Raw genomic sequence first — 24,119 nt, 5'->3', positions numbered from 1 at the left:
CATACCTGAATTGGATCGATCCCTCTCAATCCTGCATGGCAGGCCCTGTCGCTGCCATGCGGCATGCGCGAAAACACCAATAAACAAAGGCGTTCCGTCGCGGTTTCTGCAGCGCGCCTGTCGCTCGCGCCGTCGCGGCGCCGCCGGCCGCATCCCTTGCCTGTGTCGTCGCTTTGGCCATACAGTCGAGCCAACACGCCGCGACAACGATTGCGGCTGCAAAAAGAATAATTGGGGAGAGACCGCACCATGACCATCGTGCCCGTGAACCGTCGCGCGTTCATCAAGTCATCGGCGGCGGTCACCGCCGGCCTCGTGCTCTCTCCAGGGATCATCGGCCGTGCCGAAGCTGCGACGCTGAAGCTGAAATGCTCCTCCTCGCTGCCGAACGATCCCAAATACGCCAATGGCCGCGTCTACTACGACAACCTCGTCAAGAATTTGAAGGGCAACGGGCTCGGTGAGCAGGTCGAGGTCGCGTTCTTTCCCGACAACCAGCTCGGCCAGGAAATCGACGTCATCAACTCGGTGAAGCTCGGTGTCATCGACCTCATGGTGTCGGGCTCGTCGATCTCGGCCAACCTGGTGCCGCTGGTCGGCACCTTCGATCTCGGCTTTCTGTTCTCGAGCTTCCCGCAGCAGACCAAGGCGTTCGATTCCGGCGCCGCCAAGCCGATCGAGGACGCACTGCTCAAGGGCGGCAACATCCGCATCATCGCCTGGGCCTATAATTTCGGCTCTCGCAGCGTGCTGGCGAAGAAGCCGGTGAAGACGCCGGAGGATCTCGCCGGCCTCAAGATCCGCACCCTGCCCAATCCCGTCATCACCGAATGCCTGCGCCTGATGGGCGCGGCCGCGACGCCGCTGGCCTTCGGCGAGATCTATACTGCCTTGCAGGCCGGTGTGCTGGATGGCCTCGAGCATGATCCACCGACGATCCTGGCCAGCAAGTTCTTCGAGACGTCAAAGTCCTACGCGCTGACGCAGCACAATTTCTCGCCGCTCGCGATCTATTTCAGCGACATGACCTACAACCGCATGGATCCGAAGCTGCGCGAGGGTTTTCTCGATGCCGCGAAGAAGGCCGCGGTCGACACCCGTGCTCATGGGCTCGCGGTCGAGAAGGAGGCGCTGGCGGCTTTGACCGAGAAGGGCGTGACGGTGGCCGAATGCGACCGTGAAGCGTTCAAGAAGCGCGTCGCGCCGCAGTACGAGAACTTCATCAAGGCGCGGCCGGAATCCAAGCCGGTCATCGACATGATCCGCGCGACGCAAGCCTGATGGCCAAGTCCCAATGGCCAAGTCCGAAATGGCGATGACAGCCGCGGTGCCCTTCTCGGGCGGCCGCCATGGCAGCATGACGCTTCTGCTTCGCCTCAGCGACGCGATCGCGGCCGTGCTGCTGGCCGCCGATCTCGTGGTCGTCTGCGCGTCCGTGCTGCTGCGCTTCTTCTTCAATGCGCCGGTCGAATGGTCCGATGACGTCGCCCGCGGATTGATGGTCGGCTCGGCCTTCTTCGGTGCCGCGAGCGCGCTCGCGCGCGGCGAGAATGTCGGCGTCTCCTTCTTCCGCGATCTCCTGCCGGTGCGGCGGCGCTCGCTGGTCGATGCCGCCAGCGCGCTGCTGATCGTGCTGATCTCCGGCTATGTCGCCTATCACGCCATCAAGCTGGGCTCGCTCACCGCCGGCCAGACCACCGGCTCCGGACTGCCGCTGGAATTGACCTTCTATCCGATGGGCGTCGGCGCGCTATTCATGACGGTGTTCGCGATCGACCATCTCTGCGCAAGGCCGCTTCCGGATATCGTCAGGGGCCTCATTGCGATCATCGTAGTGACCGCGCTTTATCTCGCCTGGGACTATCTGTCGCCGTCCTCGGTGCCGTCGGCAGGCACCTTGATGCTGATCGGCTTCTTCGCAACGCTGTTCGGCGGCTTGCCGATCGGCTTTGCGCTGGCGCTGGCCGCGCTGATCTTCATCTGGGTCGAGGGCGCGCTGCCCGGCGTCATCTTCGCTCAGCAGATGGCGCGCGGCATCGACAATTTCGTGCTGCTCGCGATCCCGTTCTTCATCCTCGTCGGCTACCTCATGGAAGCCAACGGCATGTCGGTGCGTCTGATCGAGCTGTTGCAGCGCGCGGTGGGGCGCATGCGCGGCGGCCTCAACGTCGTGATGGTGGCCTCGATGGTGCTGTTCTCGGGCATATCAGGGTCGAAGATGGCCGATGTCGCCGCGGTCGGCTCGGTGCTGATCCCGGCGGCGCGCCGCTCCAAGCAGAATCCGGGCGGCGCCGTGGCGCTGCTCGCCGCCTCCGCAGTGATGGCGGAAACCATTCCGCCTTGCATCAACCTGATCATCCTCGGCTTCGTCGCCAACCTGTCGATCGGCGGCCTGTTCATGGCCGGCCTGCTGCCGGCAGCGCTGATGGCGCTGGTCCTGATCGCGGTGTCCATCATCTTCGGCAAGCCGCCGGCGGAGGCCGAGGACGTCGCACCACAAGCGCCGGTATCCGGGCTCTGGAGCGGCGCGATCGCCGCGTTCGGCCTGATCTTCATGATCTTCTTCGGCTTCAAGAGCGGCTTTGCCACGGCCACCGAGATCTCGGCGTTCGCAGTCGCCTATGCGCTGGTCGTCGGCAGTGTCGTGTTCCGCGAGCTCAGCTTCAAGACGGCCGCGCACAGCTTTGTGCAGGCCGCGACCAGGGCAGGGCTCGTGCTGTTCATCGTCGCCGCCGCGCAGTCGCTCGCGTTCACGCTGACCCTGCAGCAGGTGCCGCATGCGGTCGGCGATTTCATGCTGGGACTGTCAAAGACCTCGGGCGTCTGGCTGTTCATCCTGCTCGCGATTGTCGTGCTGATCGTGATGGGCTCGGTGCTGGAGGGCGCTGCGGCGCTGATCATCTTCGGGCCGCTGCTGTTGCCGGTGGCGGTGCAACTCGGCGTCGATCCTCTGCATTTCGGCGTCGTGCTCGTCATCGCCATGGGCATCGGCCTGTTCGCGCCGCCGCTCGGGCTCGGGCTCTACGGCGCCTGCCTGATCGGCAACGTGCCGATCGAGCAGACGGTCAAGCCGATCATGGGCTATCTTGGCTTGCTATTCCTCTGCCTGCTCGTTATCGCCTTCGTGCCATGGCTCTCGACCGCGCTGCCGCGGGCATTCGGCTACTGAAGGAGTGAAGTCGTGAAGGTCCTGCTCGCGCACACGCCCGAGATGCGGCGCAACTACTACGGCGATCGCAGCTTGAACGGCCTGCGCGCGGCCGCCGAGGTGATCCTGCACGAGAGCGACGAAACGCTGGACGCCGCCGGCCTCGTGCGTGCCGCCAAGGATGCCGACATCATCGTCGCCGATCGCATGACCGAAGGGCGCGGCGAGATCTTCGCGCAATTGCCGCGCCTGCGGGCCTTCGTTCGCTGCGCCGTCGATATCCGCAACGTCAACGTGGATGCGGCTTCACAAGCCGGCGTGCTCGTGACCCGGGCCGGGCCCGGCTTCGTGCAGGCCGTCGCCGAGCTCGCGCTCGGCTTCATGGTCGATCTCTCTCGCGGCGTGTCGCGGACGACGGCGGACTACCAGGCCGGCCGCACGCCCGAGGCGCGGATGGGCCGCCAGCTCGCCGGCAGTCGCATCGGCATCATCGGCTATGGCAGCATCGGGCGCTATCTCGCCGAGATCGCAAAAGTGCTGCGCATGGAGGTGCTGGTCTCCGATCCCTTCGCGACCATCACCGATGCTGCGATCCGGCAGGTCGGCCTCGACGAGCTCCTCGCCGCATCGGACTATGTCGTGTGCCTCGCCATCGCCAACGAGCAGACCGAGAACCTGATCGGGGAGGCCGCGCTGGCGCGGATGCAGAGGCATGCCGTCTTCATCAATCTCTCCCGCGGCAATCTCGTCGACGAAGCTGCGCTCGCACGCGCGCTGCGCGAGAACCGCATCGCCGGCGCGGCGATGGATGTCGGCCGCGCGCCCGACCAGATGCCGGCGCCGGAGCTCGCAAAGCTGCCGAACGTCATCGCGACCCCGCATGTCGGCGGATTGACGCCGCAGGCGATCGAATACCAGTCGCTGGAAACCGTGCGGCAGGTGGAAGCGATCGTGAAGGGCGAGGTGCCGCCGGGCGCCGTCAACGCCGAGCGCTGGACGCGGCGGCCGTGAACTCCCTGCCTTGAACCTCGTCCGGGCCCGCGACGTCAAAGTTCCGTGCCTGTCGTGAGATGGTTCATTGAGCAGGGTTGAGCAGATGAAGTTTCTGATCACTGCGGTATGCGCGGTCCTGATCGGCGTGTTCCTGAGCGCCTGCCTCACATCTGATCCCGACAACAAGCTGCCTTACGGCCAGGCCAACGGCAGGAAATCTGATCGTTAGGTCCTACAGCCGGTCCACCGCGCTGAACGTTCCGTCCTTCTGGATCACCGTCAAAAACACCTTCGGCGGCGTTTCGATCGCGCGCATGCCGACGGTGACGATGCTGCCGCTGATGTCGAAGCGGCCGACCTCGTTGATGGCGCGTAGCAGGCTCGCGCGCGTCGGTTGCGGGCCGGCCTTCTCCAGCGCCGCGGCGGTGAGGCGGCCGGAGAGATAGCCTTCCAGTGATACGAAGTCCGGCGTCAGCGCCGGGTCGAACGCCTTCAGCGCCGCCTGGTAGTCGGCGACGAGCCTGAGCGAACGATCCCAGGGAAACGGCACCACCTGCGAGACGATGACGCCTTCGCCGTCGGGGCCGAGCTCCTTGGCGAGCGCATTGGCGCCGACGAAGGAGATGTTGACGAAGGTCGGATAGGCGCCGCTGCGGTGCGCCAGCTTGATGAACTCGGCGCAGGGACCATAGGTCCCGACCATGACGATGGCTTCGGGCTCGGCGCGCTTGATCATGCGCCAGGCCGCGCCGACCGCGCGGGTGTTGCGCTCGAAGGTGCCTTCGGCGGCGAGCTCGAGGCCGCGCTTGGCGAGCGCGCGCTTCACGCCGAGGAGACCGTCACGGCCGAATGAATCGTCCTGGTAAAAGATGCCAATGCGGGTGAACTTACGATCCTCGGTGAGATGCGCGACCCAGGCCTCGGCCTCCGCGCTGTAGCTCGCGCGGATGTTGACGACATTGGGAAGCTCGAGGTCGCGCAGGAACTCGGCGCCGCTGAATGGGCCGATGAAGGGGATGTTCCGGGCGCTGGTGATCGGGATCGTCGCCATCGCGGTCGGCGTGCCCACAGCGCCGATCAGCGCGAACACCTTGTCGTCCTCGATCAGCCGCAGCGTCTGCGCGACCGAGCGATCGGGATCGTAGCCGTCGTCACGGCTGATGAGCTGGAGCCTGCGGCCGTAGACGCCGCCCCTCTCGTTGATCTCGGTGAATGCCGCGACGATGCCTTGCCGCATGCGCTGTCCGAGCGCGGAGGAGGGACCCTCGAGCGCGGCCGCCTGGCCGAACAGGATCGCATCGTCGCTGACGCCGACCTCGCCGCCTTTCGCCGGCAGCAGGCTTGCTGCCAGCAAGACGATGGTCAAGGCGAGGCGTGTCGCGGAGCGCGATCGGGTCATGGGGAGGGGTGCCGGATGCAGGATGAGCGTATTGGAATGATAGTTCTGCAGGCTGAACAGCTCGCTAACCGGCGTCGCAACGCCGAACCGTAAGACTCCGGGTAAAAGCGGCAAGTTATTTCCAGTCTGCAGCGGCTTGCAGGGCAGTCGTTAACTAAAGCGCGCAATGCGGGACGCCCTGGTTCCGAAATTGTGCAGTTCTTAACCCCGATCCTTGTCCGATAGAAGTTCCGGTGGCTCAACCACAAGTTCGTGCCGCCGCGCCGAAGGGGGACGTGCGGATCAGGATGGGCGGTCGCGATCAGAACGATCAGGATCGGAAGCGGAAGACCGGATGGTGGCGTGCCGCGCCGCTGCTCGGGCTCTATCGCCCTGCGCTGGTCGCTGTCGCCGTCGGGCTTCTGTTCTCGGTCGTGGGCGCCGCCGCCGTTGCGCGATGGGAGAACCGCGTCAACAAAATCGAGTTCGAGAACGCAGCCGAAACCGAAGCGATCGTCATGCAGAACGGCATGGGCGAGTACATCTCCAGGCTGGTCGCGCTGCGCACGCTGTTCGAATCGACCAACGAGGAAATCAGCCGCAGCGAATTCGAGACCTTCAGCGCGCGCCTGTTCGAGCGCCATCCCGGCATGTTGCGCATCGCCTGGCTGCCGCGCGTGAACCGCAAGGAGCGCGCCGAATACGAGGCCGCCGCGATCACCGACGGCGTGTCCGGCTACCGCATCAAGGTGCCTCAGGGCGATGCCTTCGCGGCCGCGCCGCAGAGCGACGAATATTTCCCGGTGTTCTACTCGACGCAGCCGAAGACGTCGCAGGTCTACGGCATGGATTACGCGAGCATCCCGGAACGCCTCGCGGTGCTGGAGCGTGCCCGCGACAACGATCGGGTGGCGGCCGTCCGTACCCGTCTCTACGAGCCCAAGGAAGGCGGCCGGCTGCCCGACGTCCTCGTCGCCATTCCCGTCTACGCCAAGGGAACGTCGCGCGAGACGGTCGCGGACCGGCGCCGCAATCTGGCCGGCTTCGTGGTCGGCGTCTTCGATCTGCCGCTGCTGATCCAGTCCATTCGCGTGACCACCGGCGCAAGCCCCGCGGTCAGCGTGAACGTCTATCCGCCCTTCACCGGCCAGATCGTCAGCCTCGAGGACATGCTGCCGGACTTTTCGTCCGCCGCCACCGTGCCGCAGTCGATGCGGGACGTCGCGCGGGTTCTGCACTGGTCGGGCGGTCTCAAGATCGGCGATACCGACTGGCAGGTGCGCGCCATGCCGACGGCCGGCGGCGCGCTGGAGACGGCATATGATCGCGCGGTCGCGGTCCTCATCGTCGGCATGCTGCTCACGCTGTCGCTGTCGACCTATCTCATGCTCGCCAGCCGCAATTCGCGGCGGCTGTCGCTGGCGAACCGGCGGGTGCTCGAGCTCGCACAGACCGACATTCTGACCGGCCTGCCGAACCGCGCCTTCTTCCTCGCCCGGCTCGACGAGCTCAACCGCCGGCTTGACGATAGCGGTGCGACCTTCTCGATCCTGATGCTCGATCTCGACCGCTTCAAGAACGTCAACGACTCCCTCGGTCACGGCGCCGGCGACGTGCTCCTGCGTCAGGTCGCGCAGCGGCTGAAATCCGCGCTGCGCGCCACCGACGTGCTGGCGCGGCTCGGCGGCGACGAGTTCGCCATCATCCAGGAGTCTTGCGAGGATCAGCGCGCCTGCTCCACGGAGCTCGCGGCACGGATCGCCAAGCTCGTGGCGCAGCCGTTCCTGCTGCCCGGCCATCGCGTCGAGATCGGCACCAGCATCGGCATTGCGATCGCGCCGGATCACGGCAGCGACCAGGAGCAGCTGCTGAAGAAGGCCGACCTTGCGCTCTACCGCTCGAAATCGGCCGGCCGCAACTGCTTCACCGTCTACGACGAGGCGATGTCGGCCGAGCTCGAGGCACGCAACACGCTGGAAGGGGATTTGCGCGACGCGATCGCGCGCTGCCAGCTCGAGGTGCACTACCAGCCGTTTGTCGATGCCACGAGCGGCGCGCGGCGCGGCTTCGAGGCGCTGGTGCGCTGGCGGCATCCGAGCCGCGGATTGATTCCGCCGGATCAGTTCATTCCACTTGCCGAGGAGACCGGGTTGATCGTTCCGCTCGGCGAATTCGTGCTGCGGCGCGCCTGCGCGGATGCGGCCGGCTGGCCCTCCGACCTCATGGTCGCCGTGAATCTCTCGCCGATCCAGTTCAAGGAAGCCGAGCTGTTCGAGATGATCTGCGCGGCGCTCGCGGATTCCGGCCTGTCGCCCGATCGGCTGGAGATCGAGATCACCGAATCCGTGCTGCTGGAGCGCGGCGTCGAGAACCACGCCTTCATGGAGCGGCTGAAGAGCATCGGCATCGAGCTCGCGCTCGACGATTTCGGCACCGGCTATTCCTCGCTCAGCTATCTCACCGCGTTCCCGTTCGACAAGATCAAGATCGACAAGTCGTTCATCCGCAACCTCACGCACCAGCCGCGCTCTTCCGCCATCATCTCCTCGATCGTGACGCTGGCGCGCGGGCTGGACATGTCGGTCACCGCCGAGGGCGTCGAGACGGGAGAGGAGTTCGAGCGGCTGAGGGCGCTCGGCGTCAACTTTGCCCAGGGCTATCTGTTCGGGCGTCCGCAGCCGGTCAATGAGATTGAGCTGGGTGCGACCGTTGAATCTTCCCAGCTCGACGCCGCCTGAGCTCACCGCCCGACGGGCATGCGCCGAAATCGCTTGACCCGGGCCGCCTCGGATGGTCGGTAGCACCATCCAGGGATGAAATAGAAAAATGCGGCTTCCGTTCTTCTACGGCTGGGTCGTGGTCGCCGTGACCTTCGTCACCATGGCCATCGGCGTCAACGCGCGCACCGCCTTCTCATTGTTCTTTCCGCCGATCATTTCCGAATTCGGCTGGGAGCGCGGCATCACCGCGGGCGCCTTCTCCTTCGGCTTCGTGGCCTCGGGTGTCGCGAGCCCGCTGATCGGCCGTCTGATGGATCGTGCCGGTCCACGTGCGGTGATGGAGCTCGGCGTGGTGCTGATGGGCGGCGGGCTGCTGCTGGCGCCGCTCACCAGCCAGCCCTGGCATCTCTATCTCACCATCGGCGTCATGGTCGGCGCCGGCAGCGTCTGTCTCGGCTATTCCGGCCAGTCATTGTTCCTGCCGAACTGGTTCATCCGCAAGCGTGGCTTTGCCATCGGCATCGCCTTTGCCGGCGTCGGCATCGGCTCGGTGACGCTGCTGCCATGGGTGCAGCACATGATCGAGCAGACCGGCTGGCGCACCGCCTGCACCGCGATGGGCCTGCTCGTCCTGATCGCGCTGGCGCCGATCAATCTGCTGCTGCACAAGCGCCCCGAGGATATCGGCCTTCAGCCGGATGGCGACGCGGCGCATGCCGCAGGCGCGGCGAAGCCGGTCTCCAACATCGTCGATCCGGTCTGGGTCAACACCGACTGGACGCTGAAGCGTGCCGTCCGGACCGCGCGGTTCTGGTGGATCGCAATCGGCTATTTCTCCGGCCTGTATATCTGGTACGCGGTGCAGGTGCACCAGACCAAATTCCTGCTCGATATCGGCTTCAGCCCCGGTGTTGCGGTGTGGGCGCTCGGCATCGTCAGCCTGCTCGGCATTCCCGGCCAGATCGCGCTCGGCTATATCTCGGATCGCATCGGGCGTGAGTGGGTCTGGGCGATCAGCTGCGCAGGCTTTGCGATCTGTTTCGCGGCGCTGATCGCGCTCAAGTTCCAGCCGTCGCTCTGGCTGGTTTACGTCATGGTGTTCACGCAAGGCGCGCTCGGCTACGGCCTCACCTCGATCATGGGCGCGGTGGTGTTCGAGATTTTCCAGGGCCGGCACCAGGGCAGCATCTTCGGCACCATCATGCTCGCCGCACTGGCGGGCGGTGCGGCAGGTCCCTGGCTCACGGGCCTGCTCTATGATCGCACCGGCGACTACACGCTCGCCTTCGCCATTGCGATGGTCGTGAGCGGCTTGTCGGCGCTGTCGGTGTGGCGGGCCTCGCCGGGCAAGGTGCGCGCCGTAGCCGGGCGGCTGCACAAGCTCAAACCGGCATCCGAATAGGTTCCGGACGCATCAATATACCTCTGCCGTTTTCGCCGAACGTTAAGCATGCCGCGTCTTGGCGCGGTGCGGCGGAATTGCAAAAACGTCTTGGACACCGTCGGAGCGTTAACCTCTCGCCGATTGCCGCATTTCCCGATGCCGCCGGTTCAGACGATGTCCGCCTCCGATCGCCTTGTCACAGAAACTCCGGACGTGCTGCGCGCCGCGCTCGAACGCGCCGACGACGGCATCGTCATCGTCGACGAAGCGCGTCGCATCACCCATTTCAACCCCGCCGCGGAGCGGATCTGGAAGCTTGCCGCCACCGAGGTGCTCGGCCGCGATGCCGCCGTTCTCAGCCTCAGATGTCTCGAAGCCGGTACGACCGCCGACGTCCGCGAGGAGATCAGCCTGGTGCGGCGCGACGGCAGCCGTATCAAGGCGCAGGTCGCGATCTCGTCGGCGACGGTCGACGGCGCGCCCCATCGCATCGTGTTCGCGCGCGACGTCACCCTCGATGCCGAACGCCGCGTCAGGATCGGGCTGCTCCACGCGGTCTCCGACCAGACCAACCGCGCGGTGATCATCACCGACGTCGAGCAGAACATCGTCTACGTCAATTCCGCGTTCACGGCGCTGTTCGGCTATACCAGCGAGGAGGCCGAGGGGCGCCGCGCGGGCGAGCTGATCGCCGGTCGCCACACCGATCGCAAGTCCGTCGTGAATCTCGTCAGGCGCCTGATGACTGGCGGCCACCGCGGCGAGGTCGAGGTGCTCGTCTACGACAAGGACGGCGAGGAGATCTGGGTCTGCGCCCGCATCGATGTGTTCCGCGACAGGAAGGGCCGGGTCAAGCATATCTTCGCGCTGATCGAGGACATCACCGAGACCAAGCAGCTGCGCTCGCTCCAGCAACTGATCATGGGCGCGCTCGCCGACGAGGTTCCGATCACCGACATCGCCGACAGGCTGTGTCGCCGGGTCGAGGAAATCGCGCCCGACGTGGTCTGCTCGCTGCTTCACGTCGACGCCGCCGGATTGGTCCATCCGCTCGGCGGCCCGAGCCTGCCGGAGGATTATTCCCGCGCGCTGGACGGCGTCGCGATCGGCCCCAATGTCGGCTCCTGCGGGACCGCGGCCTTCTACGGCGTGCCGGTCCTGGCCGAGGACATCGACACCGACCCGCACTGGCAGCCTTACAAGGCCATGCCGCTCGCGGTCGGCCTGCGCGCCTGCTGGTCGACACCGATCAAGGCCAAGGACGGCCGCGTCATCGCGACCTTCGCCTTTTACTATTGCGAGCCGCGTGCGCCGAGCAACTGGCATCGCCGCATCGTCGAGGCCTGCGTCGACCTCGGCGCCTTCGCGATCGAGCGCAAGGAAGCGCGCGCCGAGATCGCGCGCCTCGCCTATCACGACATCCTCACCGGCCTGCCCAACCGCGCGCAGCTGCGGCACCTGATCACGACGGCGATCGATGCCTGCCCGACCGGCAGCCATGTCGCGCTGGCCTTCCTCGACGTCGATCATTTCAAGGACGTCAACGACACGCTCGGCCACGCCGCCGGCGACGAGCTCTTGATCCAGCTTGCGCAGCGCCTGCGCGAGCATATCGGTCCTGAGGACATGCTGGGACGGCTCGGCGGCGACGAGTTCGTCATCCTGCTGCCGCAGCGCAACGCCGAGGCCGCCGAGCGCATCGCGGCCGGGATCACCGAAGCGCTGGCCGCGCCCTTGCGGCTCGGATCGAAGCTGATGCCGATGTCGGCCAGCATCGGCATCAGCCTCTATCCCGATCACGCGACGGACATCGACACGCTGATGCAGCAGGCCGACGCCGCCATGTACATGGCCAAGCAGGCCGGCCGCTCCACCCATCGCCTGTTCAGCGCCGAGATGAACGGGCTCACCGAGCAGCGTCTGGCACTGATCGCCGCACTGCGCCGCGCCATCGCGGACGGCGCGCTCAGCCTCAGCTACCAGCCGCAGATCCGCAGCTGCGACGGCGCCGTCCACGGCGTGGAGGCACTGGCACGCTGGCACGATGCCGAGCTCGGCGACATCTCGCCGGCAAAATTCATCCCGCTCGCCGAGGAATGCGGCCTGATCGAGCAGATCGGCCTGTGGTCGGTGCGCGAGGCCTGCCGGCAGATGGCGAGCTGGCGCCGCGCCGGGCTCAATATCCCCAGCGTCTCCGTGAACCTGTCGCCGATCAACTTCCGCAACGTCACGCTGGCCGCGCGGCTCAAGGACATCCTCGCCGAATACGACCTGCCGCCGGATGCCCTGATGCTCGAGATCACCGAGGGCGTGTTCATGCAGGACGGCGTCGCCGCGCTCGAGACCATGAACGCAATCCGCGAGCTCGGTGTCGGGCTCTCGGTGGACGATTTCGGCACCGGCTATTCCAGCCTCAGCCGTCTCGCCCATCTGCCGATCCGCGAGCTCAAGATCGATCGCAGTTTCATGCGCGATATCGAGCGTGACGCTGGCGCGCTGGCGATCGCCACCGCCGTGGTGCGCGTCGGCCAGGGCCTCGGCATGACCGTCGTCGCCGAGGGCGTCGAGACCGAGGGCCAGCGCAGGACGCTGGCCGAGCTCGGCTGCGACGTCGTGCAAGGATTCCTCTACGCCCCCGCACTCGCCCCCGTCGCCTTCGAGCGCTGGCTGATCGAGCACTGCGCCGAGCAGGCGAGGGCGATGCTGGGGCGGCTGGATGTTGCGACGGTGGAACGCGAGCCCGTGAAGCGGTCGGCGTAGGCCGTGTACCTATCAACCCGGCGGATGACGACGTCAGCTTGGGATCTGCGCCCTTTGTTGGCCCCATCTATCGTTTGCGTGATGACTGTTCGCCATTGAAGTAGAAGACTTTGGTTGTGATATAGAGCATCGAAACCAAAGTGCACTCTAGAAGAAGCAATGTCGTAACGAACAGCGCAGGCTCTTCAGAGGGAATGATCGTTCTGGTCCATCCGAGCTTGCTCGACCCAATCGTCAATTGTCCTGACAGGTAGAGTTGCAAGGGTCCGGCAATCGCGGCGGCCACAAGCCCCGCTGTCGCGAGCAACCTGCTCCATGTCGGAAAATCTTCCAACAATCGTCTGGTCTGCTCGGCCTTGATTTTTTGCCTTTCGGCATCGCTCATAAGTAAGAATTGGCCGTCAATGATGCCGAGGTAGACGAGCCATCGCTTCCATCTCGGTAATGCCGCAAAGCATTGAGCCTTGGTTTCTTCGGGTTCGGGATCAGTCATAGCAATCGTCGAATGGGAATCGAGATCAAGCCAATCTCGGAAGATATTCCCTAAGATCTAAGAGCACCTGAGCGCGAAGCAGCAAAAGTCCGGTTATCGAGTAGCGATAGCTTAACCCCTTACTTCCGCTTTGGGTTATTTTCGAGGGCTTCAGCAGATATTGTCGGCCGGCTGATGTCCGCTTCTACCTCGTAAGCGTCGAACCGGGGTCTCCGCGGAATGGTGGCCTGTTCTGCTCCCGCAAGCGGAAGAGGAGAACATGTCCGCGGCAATCGAACCTAAAGCCACGCCGCGCTGGCAGCGGCCGCGCGTCACCTCATACGGTCGCGCCCGGCTCGTCCTTTGCGCCGAGCACGCCGAGCCGCTCGGCGATCCTGACCAGTTCGACCACCGATTGGACCTGAAGCTTGTCCATGATCGCGCTCCGATGCGCCTTGATGGTCCGCTCGGTGCTGCCGAGCTCGCGCGCGGCATGCTTGCTCGTCTTGCCCTGGACGATGATCTCGAAGACCTGCCGCTGGCGCGGAGTGAGCGTCGAAAGCCGGCGCCGAAGTGCTTCCAGCTCGCCGTCGAGTTCGCGCGCGTCGCGATGCCGCGCGATCGCGCGTGCGATGGCTCTCAAGAGATCATCCGCGCCGACAGGCTTGATGAAGAAGTCATCCGCCCCCGCCTTGATCGCCTTCACGGTGATGCTGACGTCGGGATAAGCGCTCAGGAAGATGATGGGCAGTGTCGAGCCGCGCTCGGTCAAGCGGTTCTGCAACTCGAGCCCGCTCATGCCCGGCATCCTGACGTCCAGCAGAATGCAGCCCTTGATCTGGTCGAGCCGCTGTTCCAGCAATTGCTGCGCCGATGCATAGGTGGCGACGCGGTATCCGCTTGCCTCTAGAACTTGTTGGATGGCCGATAGGTACGATGCGTCGTCATCCACGACATGGACGATGCCGGGCAATGAATTCTCCTGAACGAAAAGTAGCTGCTTTGCTTGCTTTTCTTGCTGTTGGTGCAGCGCCTTCTCGTCCGGTCATTGCCGGATCACGTCGCTCTTGAGTGGCAGTTACGTCCTGCAATCGCGAGGTGCAAATTAAATTTGCTACAGCATACGGCACCGGACGTTGGGTGTGTCCTTTTGATCGCAAATGCGCGCGGACGCGAGATAGGGCCGAATGAGGGCGCGTCGTCATTTCAACATGGCACCGTCCCGCTTGCTGCAGGTCATCGCCTTGAATGCTGCTGGCCGTAGCGAAAGAGCCCCGCCGGGGAGGCGGGGCTCGGAAGCGTGTGGTCAGCCGCTCTACTTCTGGCTCGGCTGACTGGACGTCGAAGGCGGCGGCGCACTGTTCTGGTTGGTCTGTTCAGTCTGCGTGTTCTGGTTAGTACTGGGCTGACTGGTGGACGGAGTGCTGCTTTGTGCCGGAGCCTGGCCGGTGGTCTGGCCCGACGGCGGTTGCGTGGTGGCCTGACCCGAGGCGGCTGGTTGGTTCTGCTGAGTCTGGCCGGTTGTGGACGGCTGGTTCTGCGGAGCCTGACCGGTGGTCTGGTTCTGCTGCGCCGGCGCGTTGCTCTGGCCGGTGTTTTGGCCGGTCGTGTTTTGCGGCATCGACTGGTTGTTGCCGCCCTGGCCGACTGTGGTCGACTGGCCCTGCGTGGCGCTGATCTGGTTGGACACGCCGAGCGCAGCGACAGTGCGGGTGTCGATCGAGCCGGTGGCCTGGAAGCCTTCCTGTCTCTGGAAGGTCATCAATGCCCTGCGTGTACCCGGCCCGAGGACGCCGTCGGCTTCGCCGGACAGCATGCGGCGTTCGATCAGGACCCGCTGAACAACGCGGATCTCGTCGGGGCTGAGATTCAGCGCAGCGATGCTGCCGCCACCACCGCTCGGGCCACCGCTCCGGGCATAGCGCGTCCGCGGCCCAGCGGGAATGACGTCGACGATCCTGCGGCTGCGGTCGGTGACGATGATCTCGTCGTCGACGACGAAGAAGCTGTCGTCGCGGTAGTCAGGATAGACATCGATCAGCGCGGGATAAGCCGCGACCGAGACCACGGAGATGTTCCGCGGCACGACCACGCCGGCATTGACCCGGAAGTTGATGGCATTGGTGTTGACGCGCACGCGGTCCACATTGCGTGAGTTCAGCACCGACTGCTGCAGCTGCGTCTGCTGCTGCGCATTCACCTGCACGCGGCCGGACATGCTCTGGGTGGCCGCGCCCTGGGTCTGAGCCTGAGCGTTGGCCTGACCTTGCGCGTTGGTCCCTGTCGCAGTGCCCTGACTCTGCTGGGTACTCTGGTTTTGGACGTTACCCTGGGCACTGCCGCCAGTGTTCGCGCCGGTCGTCGTCGTGCGCGGATCCTGTGCGTTCTTGTCTTGTGCGTTCCTGTCTTGGGCGTTCCGGTCTTGGGCGGTGCTCTTGGTGTTCGCGCCGGTGGTCGTCGTGCTCTGACCCTGCGCGTTCTTGCCCTGGGCATTCTTGCCCTGTGCATTCCTATCCTGGGCATTGTCCCTGGTATTGGCGCCCGTCGTGGTACTCTTGTTCTGTTCGGTGCCCTGCGACTGATATGTACGGTCGCGGTCGTTGCGGCTCTGTCCGACCGTCTGCTTGCCGCTCTTGTCGCTCTCGGACTTGGATTGACGCGCCTGGTCCCTGTCGCCACGGCTCTGGCCGACCGTCTGGTCCTTGCCTTGCTTGCTTTGCTCCGATTGCGATTGGCGCGCGCCGTCGCGGCCCTGACCGATGGTCTGCTTGTCGTCCTTGTCCGCGGCCCGGCTGCTGTCGTGCGCTGCAGAGGAACCTTCGGCCCGACCGCCCGCGCGGCCCTGCGTCATCCCTTCGCTGCGTGAGGCACCGGCGGCGCCCTGCGACGTCGCACCGGATCGTCCGCGTTCCGCAGCACCTCCGCTGGCTCCGCCACCGGTGCTCATGCCGCTTCCGCCGGCACCTTCACGTTCACGCATGCCTTGCGCCGATGCCAGACTGACGCCGGCGAGAAGGACTGCCGTGGTCAGCAAAAGCTTGTTCTTTCTCGTGTTCATCTGAGACTCCTTGATTTGATTTGCTCGCTGCAATTGCTCCGGTTCCGTCGTGACGCGACCGCGCGCGTTGAACGTCGCGGTCGAAGCCGGACGGCATTGACCTGAGCGTCATTCTTGAGGGCTCAGCGTTCCGTGCTGAGCCTGTCTTGGCGCTTCACATCACCAGTGATGGTGCCAACGATGGTGATAGAAGTGCCGACGCGGGAACGGTCCGCCGTAATAGGCGTAGGCCGGACGCACGACGCGGCGATAGCCGTACCCGTAATAGGCCGGGGCATAACCAGTGCTGTAGTAGGTCGTGGTGTAGCCGCCCCAGGGATATGGTTCGTAGCCGTCGTAATACGCCGGCGTGTAGCCGCCGCCATAGTAGCCGTAACCCGGCCCATACGCGTAAGCGGAAGAGGCCAGGCCGCCGATCACTGCGCCTGCGATCAATCCACCTGCCAGCGCCGGACCGAAGCCGCCACGCCAGCGGGCTTCCGCGGGCGTTGGCGCTGCCACCGCGCTCACGCCGAGCGTACCGACGGTTGCCAGAACTAGCGCGGTCTTCATGTGCGGTCCTCCTCGATGCCGTTGTGATGCGGTGCCAACATCAACGACGGGCAAAAGTTGCAAGCGCGCAATCAGGAGAGGCAAAGAGTCATGAAGATAAATGCGCGTTCATCTCGACGGTCTCGCGTCTCCTGATGGCGGTCGCCTCAGGACTGATCGCGACGGTTGAAGGGATCTGCCGGCTGTTCCGCGGACGTTTGTTGATCGCGTCGCGCTGTTTGTTCCCGGCTGCGGCGGTTTGGCACATGCGTAGCCGCCCTAGTCCGACGCCAGTCCCGTCCTTCGCCGCAGATCCGTGATGGCGCGTAAGAAGCTGTCGGCTGGCGTCGTTTCCGGATCGATCAGCCGGTGCAGGCGAAAGCCGTCTTCGAGCGCCAGCACGACCGAGGCCATCCAGGGCGGATTCACCGTGTCGTTCTTGCCGTTGCCCTTCAATGTCGCCTCGACGATGTCGGCGACGAGCTTGCGCCGCGCCCGCAGGCGTTTGGCAAGTTCGGGCCGACGCTTCTCGGCGCGCGCGACGTAGAGGATCATCTCCATGTGGAGGAGGGGCGCGCGGCCGAGCGGATCCTGCTTGCTGCGGTCCATCGACTTCAGTGCCGCGATGAAATCGTCGAGATTGTCGTGCTGGGCGAGGATGTCCATGTTGCGGCGGATCGATTGCTCGACATGGTCCTCGAGCATGGCGATGATCAGCTCGTCCTTGCTCTTGAAGTTGGAATAGAACGCGCCGCGGGTGAAGCCCGCGGCGGCCGCGATCGCCTCGATGCTGGCGCCGCCGATGCCGTCCTCCTCGAACACGCGCGCGGCCGCCTCGAACAGTCTGTCGCGCGTATCGTCCCTGGTCGGCCTGGTTCTCACCCTTGACATCGGCGCAGCTTAGGGCAGAATGCAACTCGATACAACAATGTATCGAGTTGATAAAAAAGAGGGATGGTTACGCCGGGCAGGGGCTGCCTTGCGTATGCGTGTCATCGGCAACCGATTGAGGTCACCATGAACGAGCAAGTGCAACCCGCAGGCGGAGATCCGCTGTTCAATCCGCTGTCGCCGGACTTCATCCGCGATCCCTATCCGCATTACGCCCGGCTGCGCGCGATCGACCCGATCCATGTGACGCCGTTCGGTCAGTTCGTCGCCAGCCGCCACGCCGACGTCAGCCTCGTGATGCGCGACAAGCGCTTCGGCAAGGATTTCGTCGAGCGATCCAAGCGCCGTTACAGCGAAAAGATCATGGACGAGCCGGTGTTCCGCAGCATGAGCCACTGGATGCTGCAGTCTGATCCCCCGGATCACACCCGCCTGCGCGGCCTCGTCGTAAAAGCCTTCACCGCGCGCCGGGTCGAGGACATGCGGCCGCGCATCCAGGAGATCGTCGACCAGGCGATCGATGCCGTGATCGCGCGCGGTCACATGGATCTGATCGAGGATTTCGCCTTCCGCCTGCCCGTCACCATCATCTGCGACATGCTCGGCATTCCCGAGGACCATCGCGAGGTCTTCTACAAGAGCTCGCGCGACGGCGGCCGGCTGCTCGACCCCGTGCCGCTCTCGAAGGAGGAGATCGCCAAGGGCAACGCCGGCAACATGATGGCGCAGATGTACTTCCAGCAGCTGTTCGAGCTGCGCCGCAAGAATCCCGGCGACGACCTCATTACGCAACTGGTGCAGGCCGAGGAGGACGGCAACAAGCTCACCAATGAGGAGCTGACCGCCAACATCATCCTCTTGTTCGGCGCCGGTCACGAGACCACCGTCAATCTGATCGGCAATGGCCTGCTGGCGCTGCACCGCAATCCGGACCAGCTCGCGCTGCTCAAGGCGCGGCCGGAGCTGATGGTGGGCGCGATCGAGGAATTTTTGCGCTACGATTCCTCGGTGCAGATGACCGGGCGTGTCGCGCTGGAGGACATCGAGGATCTCGGCGGCAGGCAGATCCCCAAGGGCGAGACCGTGCTCTGCCTGCTCGGCTCGGCCAACCGCGATCCCGCCGTTTACCCCGATCGCCCCGATCGGCTCGACGTCACCAGGCAGAACGTGAAGCCGCTGTCCTTCGGCGGCGGCATCCATTTCTGCCTCGGGGCCCAATTGGCGCGCATCGAGGCTGAGATCGCCATCGCGACGCTGCTCCGGCGGCTGCCCGATTTGCGCATCGACGACGTCGAGAACCCGAAATGGCGGCCGACCTTCGTGCTGCGCGGCCTGACGCAGCTTCCGGCCAGCTGGTGAGGCCGCAGCGTTAACCTCCGCGCGCAACAGTCGCTGTGACTTCGCCACACTTCCCTCTATATAAGGGGCTGTTCCGGCGCGCCTGAAGCCTCAAGGCCAAGGTTTGCAGGGGTCAAGGTTTGGCCCGGGTGCCGGTTTGGCCGAGGGGAGACCCGTGCAGACGACGCTGCTCGGATTGGCGATTGCCTTCATCTTAGCGCTTCTGGCGGCGCTGATCGGGCCTTACTTCATCGACTGGAACCAGTTCAGGCCCCAGTTCGAGGCGGAGGCCGGCCGGATCATCGGCGTGCCGGTGCGGGTGGCGGGCGAGCTGGACGCGCGGCTCCTGCCGGCGCCGACCTTGCGGCTGCGCTCGGTGACATTCGGCGGCAACAACGATCTCGGCCGGCTGCGCGCCGACAAGCTCGACGTCGAGTTCAGCCTGGGCTCCCTGATGCGCGGCGAATGGCGCGCCACCGAGCTGACCGTGGGCGGCATGGCGGTCGATCTCGGCCTCGATGCGCGCGGGCGGGTCGATTTGCCGTCCACCGCGAACGGCAGCTTCAACCTCGCCTCGCTCGCCATCGAGCGGGTGAACCTCACCGGGCGCATCGCCTTGCACGATGCCGCCAGCCGTTCGACGCTGGAGCTGACCGACATCGCGTTCTCCGGCGACGTCCGCTCGCTCGCCGGCTCGGTGCGCGGCGACGGCAGTTTCAAGGTGTCGGGCACGCGCTATCCGTTCCGCATCTCCTCCGGCCCGAGCGCCGACGGCAGCGCCACCCGTCTGCACCTCAACGTCGATCCTGGCGAGCGCGCGATCCTGGCCGATCTCGAAGGCGTGCTCGCTTTCGAAAACCGCCAGCCGAAATTCGACGGCGCGCTGACGCTCGCCGTGCCCGCGGCGAAGAAGCCGGGCGAGGCGGGGCCGACGCCGTGGAAGCTCACGGCAAAGCTCAAGGCCGACCCGGCCGGCGCCAAGCTCGACCAGATCGATGCCAACATTGGCAGTGATGACAACGCGTTGAAAGTTGGCGGCGTCGGCGACCTCAGGTTCGGTACATCGCCGCTGCTGCGCGCGGTGCTGTCGGCCCGCCAGATCGATGCCGACAGGCTGGCGGCCAGGAACGATTCCGAGCCGCTGCGCATCCTGCCGGCGTTGCGCGCGGGCCTTGCCGCGATCCCGCAGGCGCCGATCCCGGCGCAGATCGAGTTCAACTCCGACCAGATCATGCTCGGTGGCCGCCCGCTCCAGAACATCGCGGCGGAGCTTGCGACCGACGGTCGGTCCTGGACCTTCCGGCGGCTCGAGCTGCGCGCGCCCGGCACGACGCAGCTCTCGCTCAACGGCGCAACGCCAGGCGCGGACAGTTTCAGCGGCCGCCTCAACGTCGAATCGTCCGATCCGGATACGCTGGTGGCCTGGCTGCTGGGCCGCAGCGAGATCAACCGCCGCAGCGCGCGGCCGCTGCGCCTTGCCGGCGATGTGACCATCGCCGCCAACCATCTCGCCGTCGACAGGCTGAAGGCCGACATCGAAGGCGGCGCCGTCGAGGGACGGATTGCCTTCGTCCAGAACGGCGCGAGCAAGGGCTCGCGGATCGATGCCGAGCTGAAGGCCGACCGGCTCGATCTCGACGCCGCGGCGAGCTTTGTCCGCGCGCTCGCGGGGCCGCAAGGTGAATGGCCGGAGGAAGCAAAGCTGTCGCTCGATATCGGCCGCGCCATCTCCGCCGGCCAGGAGCTGCGGCCGTTCGCGGCCAAGCTCGGCTACTCGCCGGCGTCGCTGTCGTTGGAGCAGTTGCGGTTCGGCCAGACCAGCGGCGTGACCACGGAAGCGAGCGGCAGTTTCGACCGCACCAGGGCCACCGGCAAGCTCGCGCTGAAATCCTCCGCCGGTTCGCTGCACGAGCTCACCGCGCTGATCGAGCCGTTTGCGCCGTCGGTGCGCGCGCGCTTCGATGCCCTGCCGTCGCTGCCGGGTGCGACGCGCCTGAAGCTCGACCTCAGCCTCGACAAGAATGCCGAGCATGCCGATCGCAGCGACGCCCGCGCCGTGCTCGATCTCGACGCGCCGCAGCTCAAGGCCAATGCGACACTGGCCGCGCAGACACCGGTGGCGGCCGTCAACGGCATCGATATCGACAAATTGCGGAGCAGCGACTTCACGCTGGACTCGAAGGTGTCGACTCCGCAGGCCGGCGCATTGCTGGGCCTGCTCGGGCTCGACCGCATGGTGGCCGCAGGCGAGGGCGCCTCGCAGTTCGAAGGCCGCTTGAGCGGCGCCTGGCGGCGACCACTGCAATTGAGCGCAAAGCTCAGCGGCGGCGGATTGGATGCGGATGCGCAAGGGACCGTCGAACTGTCGGAGCCCAAGGCCAGCGTCAATCTGCGCGTGCGCAACGTCAACCTCGCGCCGCTGTTCGGGACCGGCACGGCCGACAAGTCGGTGCAGGGTGTCAACCTGTCCTCGCGCCTCACGCTGTCAGGCAACCGCCTGACTTTCGACGATCTCGACAGCAGCGCGGCCGGCTCGCATCTGCGCGGGCGTCTCGCGGTCACGCTCGACCCGGAGAAGAGCGTCGACGGCGAGATCGGCCTCGATACGCTCGACCTCGCACCTGCGCTTGCAAAGGCGATCGGCGCGGCCGGACGCGATGCGGGCGAGCCGCTGAGTGCGGGGCTGCTCGGCGGCTGGCGCGGCCGCATCGCCTTCCAGGCGCTGCGCGGCACGATGCCCGGCGGCATCGAGCTGCGCCCGTTCGGCGGCATGATCCGCAGCGACGGCCAGTCGCTCGCGCTCGATGGCCTCAAGGGTGGTCTCGGCGGCGGCGAGGTGTCGGCGAGCTTCGACGCGCGCAATGGCGCGAACGGCCTCGCGCTGAACGCGCGCATCGAGCTCAGCAATGTCGATGCGACCGTGCTGCGCTATCGCGATCTCGCGCTGCCCAAGGGGCGTGCCTCGGTGCAGATGGCGCTGACCAGCCAGGGCCGCAGCGTCGCGGCGCTCACCGGCGCGCTCGCCGGCAACGGCACCGTGACATTGGACTCCGCCGAGATCAGCGGCCTCAATCCGCGCGCCTTCGAGATCGCCATCCGCGCCAGTGACGGCGGCCAGGTCAGTGACGACAACCGGCTGCGGCAGCTGGTCGAGCCCGCGCTGTCGGCAGGCCCGATTGCGGTCGCCTCGGCGCAGATCCCGTTCACCATCCGCGACGGACGGCTGCGCGTCGGTGCGACGCCGCTGGAGGCCAAGAATGCCCGCGCCATCGTCTCCGGCGGCTACGACATTCCTGCCGACCAGGCCGACATCCGCGCCAGCCTGACGCCGATCATGACCGGGCTCTCCGGCGCGCCGCCGGAGATCCAGCTGTTCGCGGCAGGTCCTCCCGATCGCCTCAGCCGCACCGTCGATCTCGCGCCGCTGTCGTCATGGCTTGCGGTGCGCACGATCGACCGCGAGACACGCCGGCTCGACGCGATCGAGCGCGGCGAGCCGCCGCCGGCCACCGCCGCGCTGCCGACGCTGGTCGCTCCGGATGCAGCGCCCGAGCCGGCGCCGGTCAATGTGCCGCTGCCCGGTCAGGATCCGCGCCGGGTGCCGCCGTCCAAGCCGAAGGCCGCGCCGATGCCGAAGGCGCCGCAGGCCGCGCCCGCCGCGCCAAGCCCGCCACTTGCGAGCCCGCCGCTCGCAAGCCAGCAGGTCGCGCCCTTGCCGCCGCCGATCGAGGTGCGGCCGGCGCCGGGCCCCGCGCCCGCAAAGCCCAGGCCGAAACCGCCGCTGGTGCTGGTGCCGCAGAATCCGTAGTCAACGGTGCTCCCGCAGCGCTCGGTGTTCACCGGGCGAGGCGTCGCAGCTTGCCCGGCGGTTAACCCATCCCCTCGCATTTGAATGAATTTTCGTCGGCAAAACTGATTTGCCGATTTTACCGAATTCTCGCGTTTCATCTCTAGCGTCGTTCCCAGAGGAATTCGGCGTCGCGTCCGCACGGGCGGGACGGCTCGCCAAAGACGACCAAGAACTGGGGTATCGAGATGAACGGGGCGAAATCGCTTCTGCAGGATCTGGACGACGCGATCGCGCGCGGCACCGACGAAAGCCGGGCACGCGCGTTGTGGCATGCGACCGACATTCTGATCACCGGCCGCTACAGCGACGACGAGATCAGCATGTTCGGCGAGGTCATCGGCCGCCTCGCCGAAGAGATCGAGGTCGCCGCGCGGGCGCAGCTCTCGGAGCTGATGTCGGCGTGCGATCATGCTCCGCTCAACGTCATCGAGAAGCTCGCCCTGGACGACGAGATCGAGGTTGCCGGTCCCGTGCTGCGCGACTCCAATCGTATCGACGAGAAGATGCTGGTCGAGAGCGCCCTGACCAAGGGCCAGGCGCATCTGCTGGCGATCTCGCAGCGCCAGTCGATCGGCGAGGCCGTGACCGACGTGCTGGTCAAGCGCGGCAACCAGGAGGTCGTGACGTCGGTCGCCAGGAACGAGGGCGCGCGCTTCTCCGGCTCGGGCCTGCTGCACATGGTCCGCCGCGCCGAGGGCGATTCGATCCTCGCCGAGCAGCTTGGCCTCCGCAAGGACGTGCCGCGCCACATCTTCCAGCAGCTGATCGCGAAGGCGTCGGAAGACGTCCGCCGCCGTCTCGGGACCGAACGCCCCGAGATGATGGCGCAGATCCAGAGCTCGGTGACCGAGGTCACCGGCGATCTGCAATCCAAGTTCGGCCCGTCCTCGCGCAGCTATTTCGTCGCCAAGCGCGTGGTCACGACGCAGTACCGCCAGGGCAACCTCAACCAGGACTCGATCGCGAGCTATGCGCGCCAGCACCGCTTCGACGAGGTGCAGATCGGCCTGTCGCTGCTGTCGGCGCTGCCGGTCGACGTGATCGAACGCGCGCTGATGGACCGCAACCGCGAGATGCTGCTGGTGCTGTGCAAGGCGCTCGACTTCTCCTGGGACACGACGATGTCGCTGCTGTTCCTCGGCGCCAAGGATCATCTGATCACCGCGCGCGACCTCCAGGACAATGAGCGCGAATACGGCCGGCTCAAGATCGAGACGTCGCGCAGCATCCTGAAATTCTACCAGTCGCGCAAGAACAGCGCGGGTGCCGATTCCGCCTCGGGCCGTCAGCCCGAGCTCCAGGTCCATTGAACAGGTCAACTGAGCGGGAATTCGAGAGGGGAGTATTTGAGATGTTGCCTCAATTCGGCACCGCAGTTCGCAAGAAGAGCCTCAACAAGGTCGCCGCAGACATCGGCGGCGGAGCACCGGACAAGGCCTCGGTGGACGCCGCCTGGCTCGTGCTCGAAGCCGCCAACGACCTCGGCGACCACGCCGCGATCGAGGCCTGCCGCCGCGTCATCGACGCCGAGCTGAACGGCATGGCAGCCCGCAGCTCGGACGTCGATCTCGTGCTGGGGTATTTCAGGTAAGCTGC

17 protein-coding genes are annotated in these 24,119 nt (G+C 65.9%); 11 read left to right on the top strand and 6 right to left on the bottom strand.

The window, feature by feature from the left end:
- The first annotated feature begins 249 nt into the window (after positions 1 to 249).
- From JQ603_RS11675 to JQ603_RS38290, 4 genes are all read left to right on the top strand, one after another.
- Positions 250 to 1,281: a TRAP transporter substrate-binding protein gene (locus JQ603_RS11675; protein ID WP_212339611.1), complete on the top strand. Its 1,032-nt coding sequence runs from the start codon at positions 250 to 252 to the stop codon at positions 1,279 to 1,281.
- Positions 1,282 to 1,315: 34 nt separating this feature from the next.
- Complete coding sequence (locus JQ603_RS11670) at positions 1,316 to 3,169, top strand: TRAP transporter large permease (RefSeq protein WP_212339986.1); 1,854 nt, start codon at positions 1,316 to 1,318, stop codon at positions 3,167 to 3,169.
- 12 nt (positions 3,170 to 3,181) lie between these two features.
- Entirely contained in the window at positions 3,182 to 4,159 is a 978-nt protein-coding gene (locus JQ603_RS11665) for a hydroxyacid dehydrogenase (protein WP_212339610.1), read from the top strand.
- 85 nt (positions 4,160 to 4,244) lie between these two features.
- Positions 4,245 to 4,370, top strand: a complete 126-nt coding sequence (locus JQ603_RS38290; protein ID WP_283817423.1) for a hypothetical protein — start codon at positions 4,245 to 4,247, stop codon at positions 4,368 to 4,370.
- 3 nt (positions 4,371 to 4,373) lie between these two features.
- Here JQ603_RS38290 and JQ603_RS11660 read toward each other — a convergent pair whose 3' ends face one another.
- Positions 4,374 to 5,540 carry an ABC transporter substrate-binding protein gene (locus JQ603_RS11660; protein ID WP_212339609.1) on the bottom strand — a complete coding sequence of 389 codons (1,167 nt, stop codon included), beginning with the start codon at positions 5,538 to 5,540 and terminating at the stop codon, positions 4,374 to 4,376.
- Between the two features lie 287 nt (positions 5,541 to 5,827).
- Here JQ603_RS11660 and JQ603_RS11655 point away from each other — a divergent pair, with 287 nt between their 5' ends.
- The 3 genes from JQ603_RS11655 (at position 5,828) to JQ603_RS11645 (ending at position 12,383) form a co-directional block, all read left to right on the top strand.
- Positions 5,828 to 8,257, top strand: coding sequence for a bifunctional diguanylate cyclase/phosphodiesterase (locus JQ603_RS11655; protein ID WP_212339985.1), 2,430 nt, complete (start codon positions 5,828 to 5,830; stop codon positions 8,255 to 8,257).
- Positions 8,258 to 8,345: 88 nt separating this feature from the next.
- Complete coding sequence (locus JQ603_RS11650) at positions 8,346 to 9,641, top strand: MFS transporter (RefSeq protein WP_212339608.1); 1,296 nt, start codon at positions 8,346 to 8,348, stop codon at positions 9,639 to 9,641.
- 156 nt (positions 9,642 to 9,797) lie between these two features.
- Positions 9,798 to 12,383: an EAL domain-containing protein gene (locus JQ603_RS11645; protein ID WP_212339607.1), complete on the top strand. Its 2,586-nt coding sequence runs from the start codon at positions 9,798 to 9,800 to the stop codon at positions 12,381 to 12,383.
- Positions 12,384 to 12,450: 67 nt separating this feature from the next.
- Here the strand turns inward: JQ603_RS11645 and JQ603_RS11640 are convergent, their stop codons facing one another.
- The 5 genes from JQ603_RS11640 to JQ603_RS11620 form a co-directional block, all read right to left on the bottom strand.
- A complete protein-coding gene (locus JQ603_RS11640) occupies positions 12,451 to 12,876 on the bottom strand; it encodes a hypothetical protein (protein ID WP_212339606.1) in 426 nt (141 codons plus the stop codon).
- A 316-nt stretch (positions 12,877 to 13,192) separates the two neighbouring features.
- Positions 13,193 to 13,828 (bottom strand): response regulator transcription factor, encoded by a 636-nt coding sequence (locus JQ603_RS11635; RefSeq protein ID WP_212339605.1) that lies wholly within the window; start codon positions 13,826 to 13,828, stop codon positions 13,193 to 13,195.
- A 342-nt stretch (positions 13,829 to 14,170) separates the two neighbouring features.
- Positions 14,171 to 15,913 (bottom strand): peptidoglycan-binding protein, encoded by a 1,743-nt coding sequence (locus tag JQ603_RS11630; RefSeq protein ID WP_212339604.1) that lies wholly within the window; start codon positions 15,911 to 15,913, stop codon positions 14,171 to 14,173.
- A gap of 159 nt (positions 15,914 to 16,072) precedes the next feature.
- Positions 16,073 to 16,465, bottom strand: a complete 393-nt coding sequence (locus JQ603_RS11625; protein WP_212339603.1) for a hypothetical protein — start codon at positions 16,463 to 16,465, stop codon at positions 16,073 to 16,075.
- A gap of 258 nt (positions 16,466 to 16,723) precedes the next feature.
- The gene (locus JQ603_RS11620; RefSeq protein WP_212339602.1) at positions 16,724 to 17,335 is read right to left on the bottom strand and encodes a TetR/AcrR family transcriptional regulator; all 612 of its coding nucleotides are present in this window, start codon (positions 17,333 to 17,335) and stop codon (positions 16,724 to 16,726) included.
- 126 nt (positions 17,336 to 17,461) lie between these two features.
- Here JQ603_RS11620 and JQ603_RS11615 point away from each other — a divergent pair, with 126 nt between their 5' ends.
- The 4 genes from JQ603_RS11615 (at position 17,462) to JQ603_RS11600 (ending at position 24,114) form a co-directional block, all read left to right on the top strand.
- Positions 17,462 to 18,694: a cytochrome P450 gene (locus JQ603_RS11615; RefSeq protein WP_212339601.1), complete on the top strand. Its 1,233-nt coding sequence runs from the start codon at positions 17,462 to 17,464 to the stop codon at positions 18,692 to 18,694.
- Between the two features lie 154 nt (positions 18,695 to 18,848).
- Entirely contained in the window at positions 18,849 to 22,481 is a 3,633-nt protein-coding gene (locus tag JQ603_RS11610) for an AsmA family protein (RefSeq protein WP_212339600.1), read from the top strand.
- Positions 22,482 to 22,708: 227 nt separating this feature from the next.
- Positions 22,709 to 23,833: a DUF2336 domain-containing protein gene (locus JQ603_RS11605; protein WP_212339598.1), complete on the top strand. Its 1,125-nt coding sequence runs from the start codon at positions 22,709 to 22,711 to the stop codon at positions 23,831 to 23,833.
- Between the two features lie 41 nt (positions 23,834 to 23,874).
- A complete protein-coding gene (locus JQ603_RS11600; protein ID WP_212339596.1) occupies positions 23,875 to 24,114 on the top strand; it encodes a hypothetical protein in 240 nt (79 codons plus the stop codon).
- The last annotated feature ends 5 nt before the right edge of the window (positions 24,115 to 24,119 follow it).

The sequence above is a fragment of the Bradyrhizobium liaoningense genome (assembly GCF_018130825.1).
Lineage (GTDB): Bacteria > Pseudomonadota > Alphaproteobacteria > Rhizobiales > Xanthobacteraceae > Bradyrhizobium > Bradyrhizobium liaoningense_B.
Note: the sequence above shows the minus strand (reverse complement) of the source record. Positions and strands in the feature narration are given on the sequence as shown.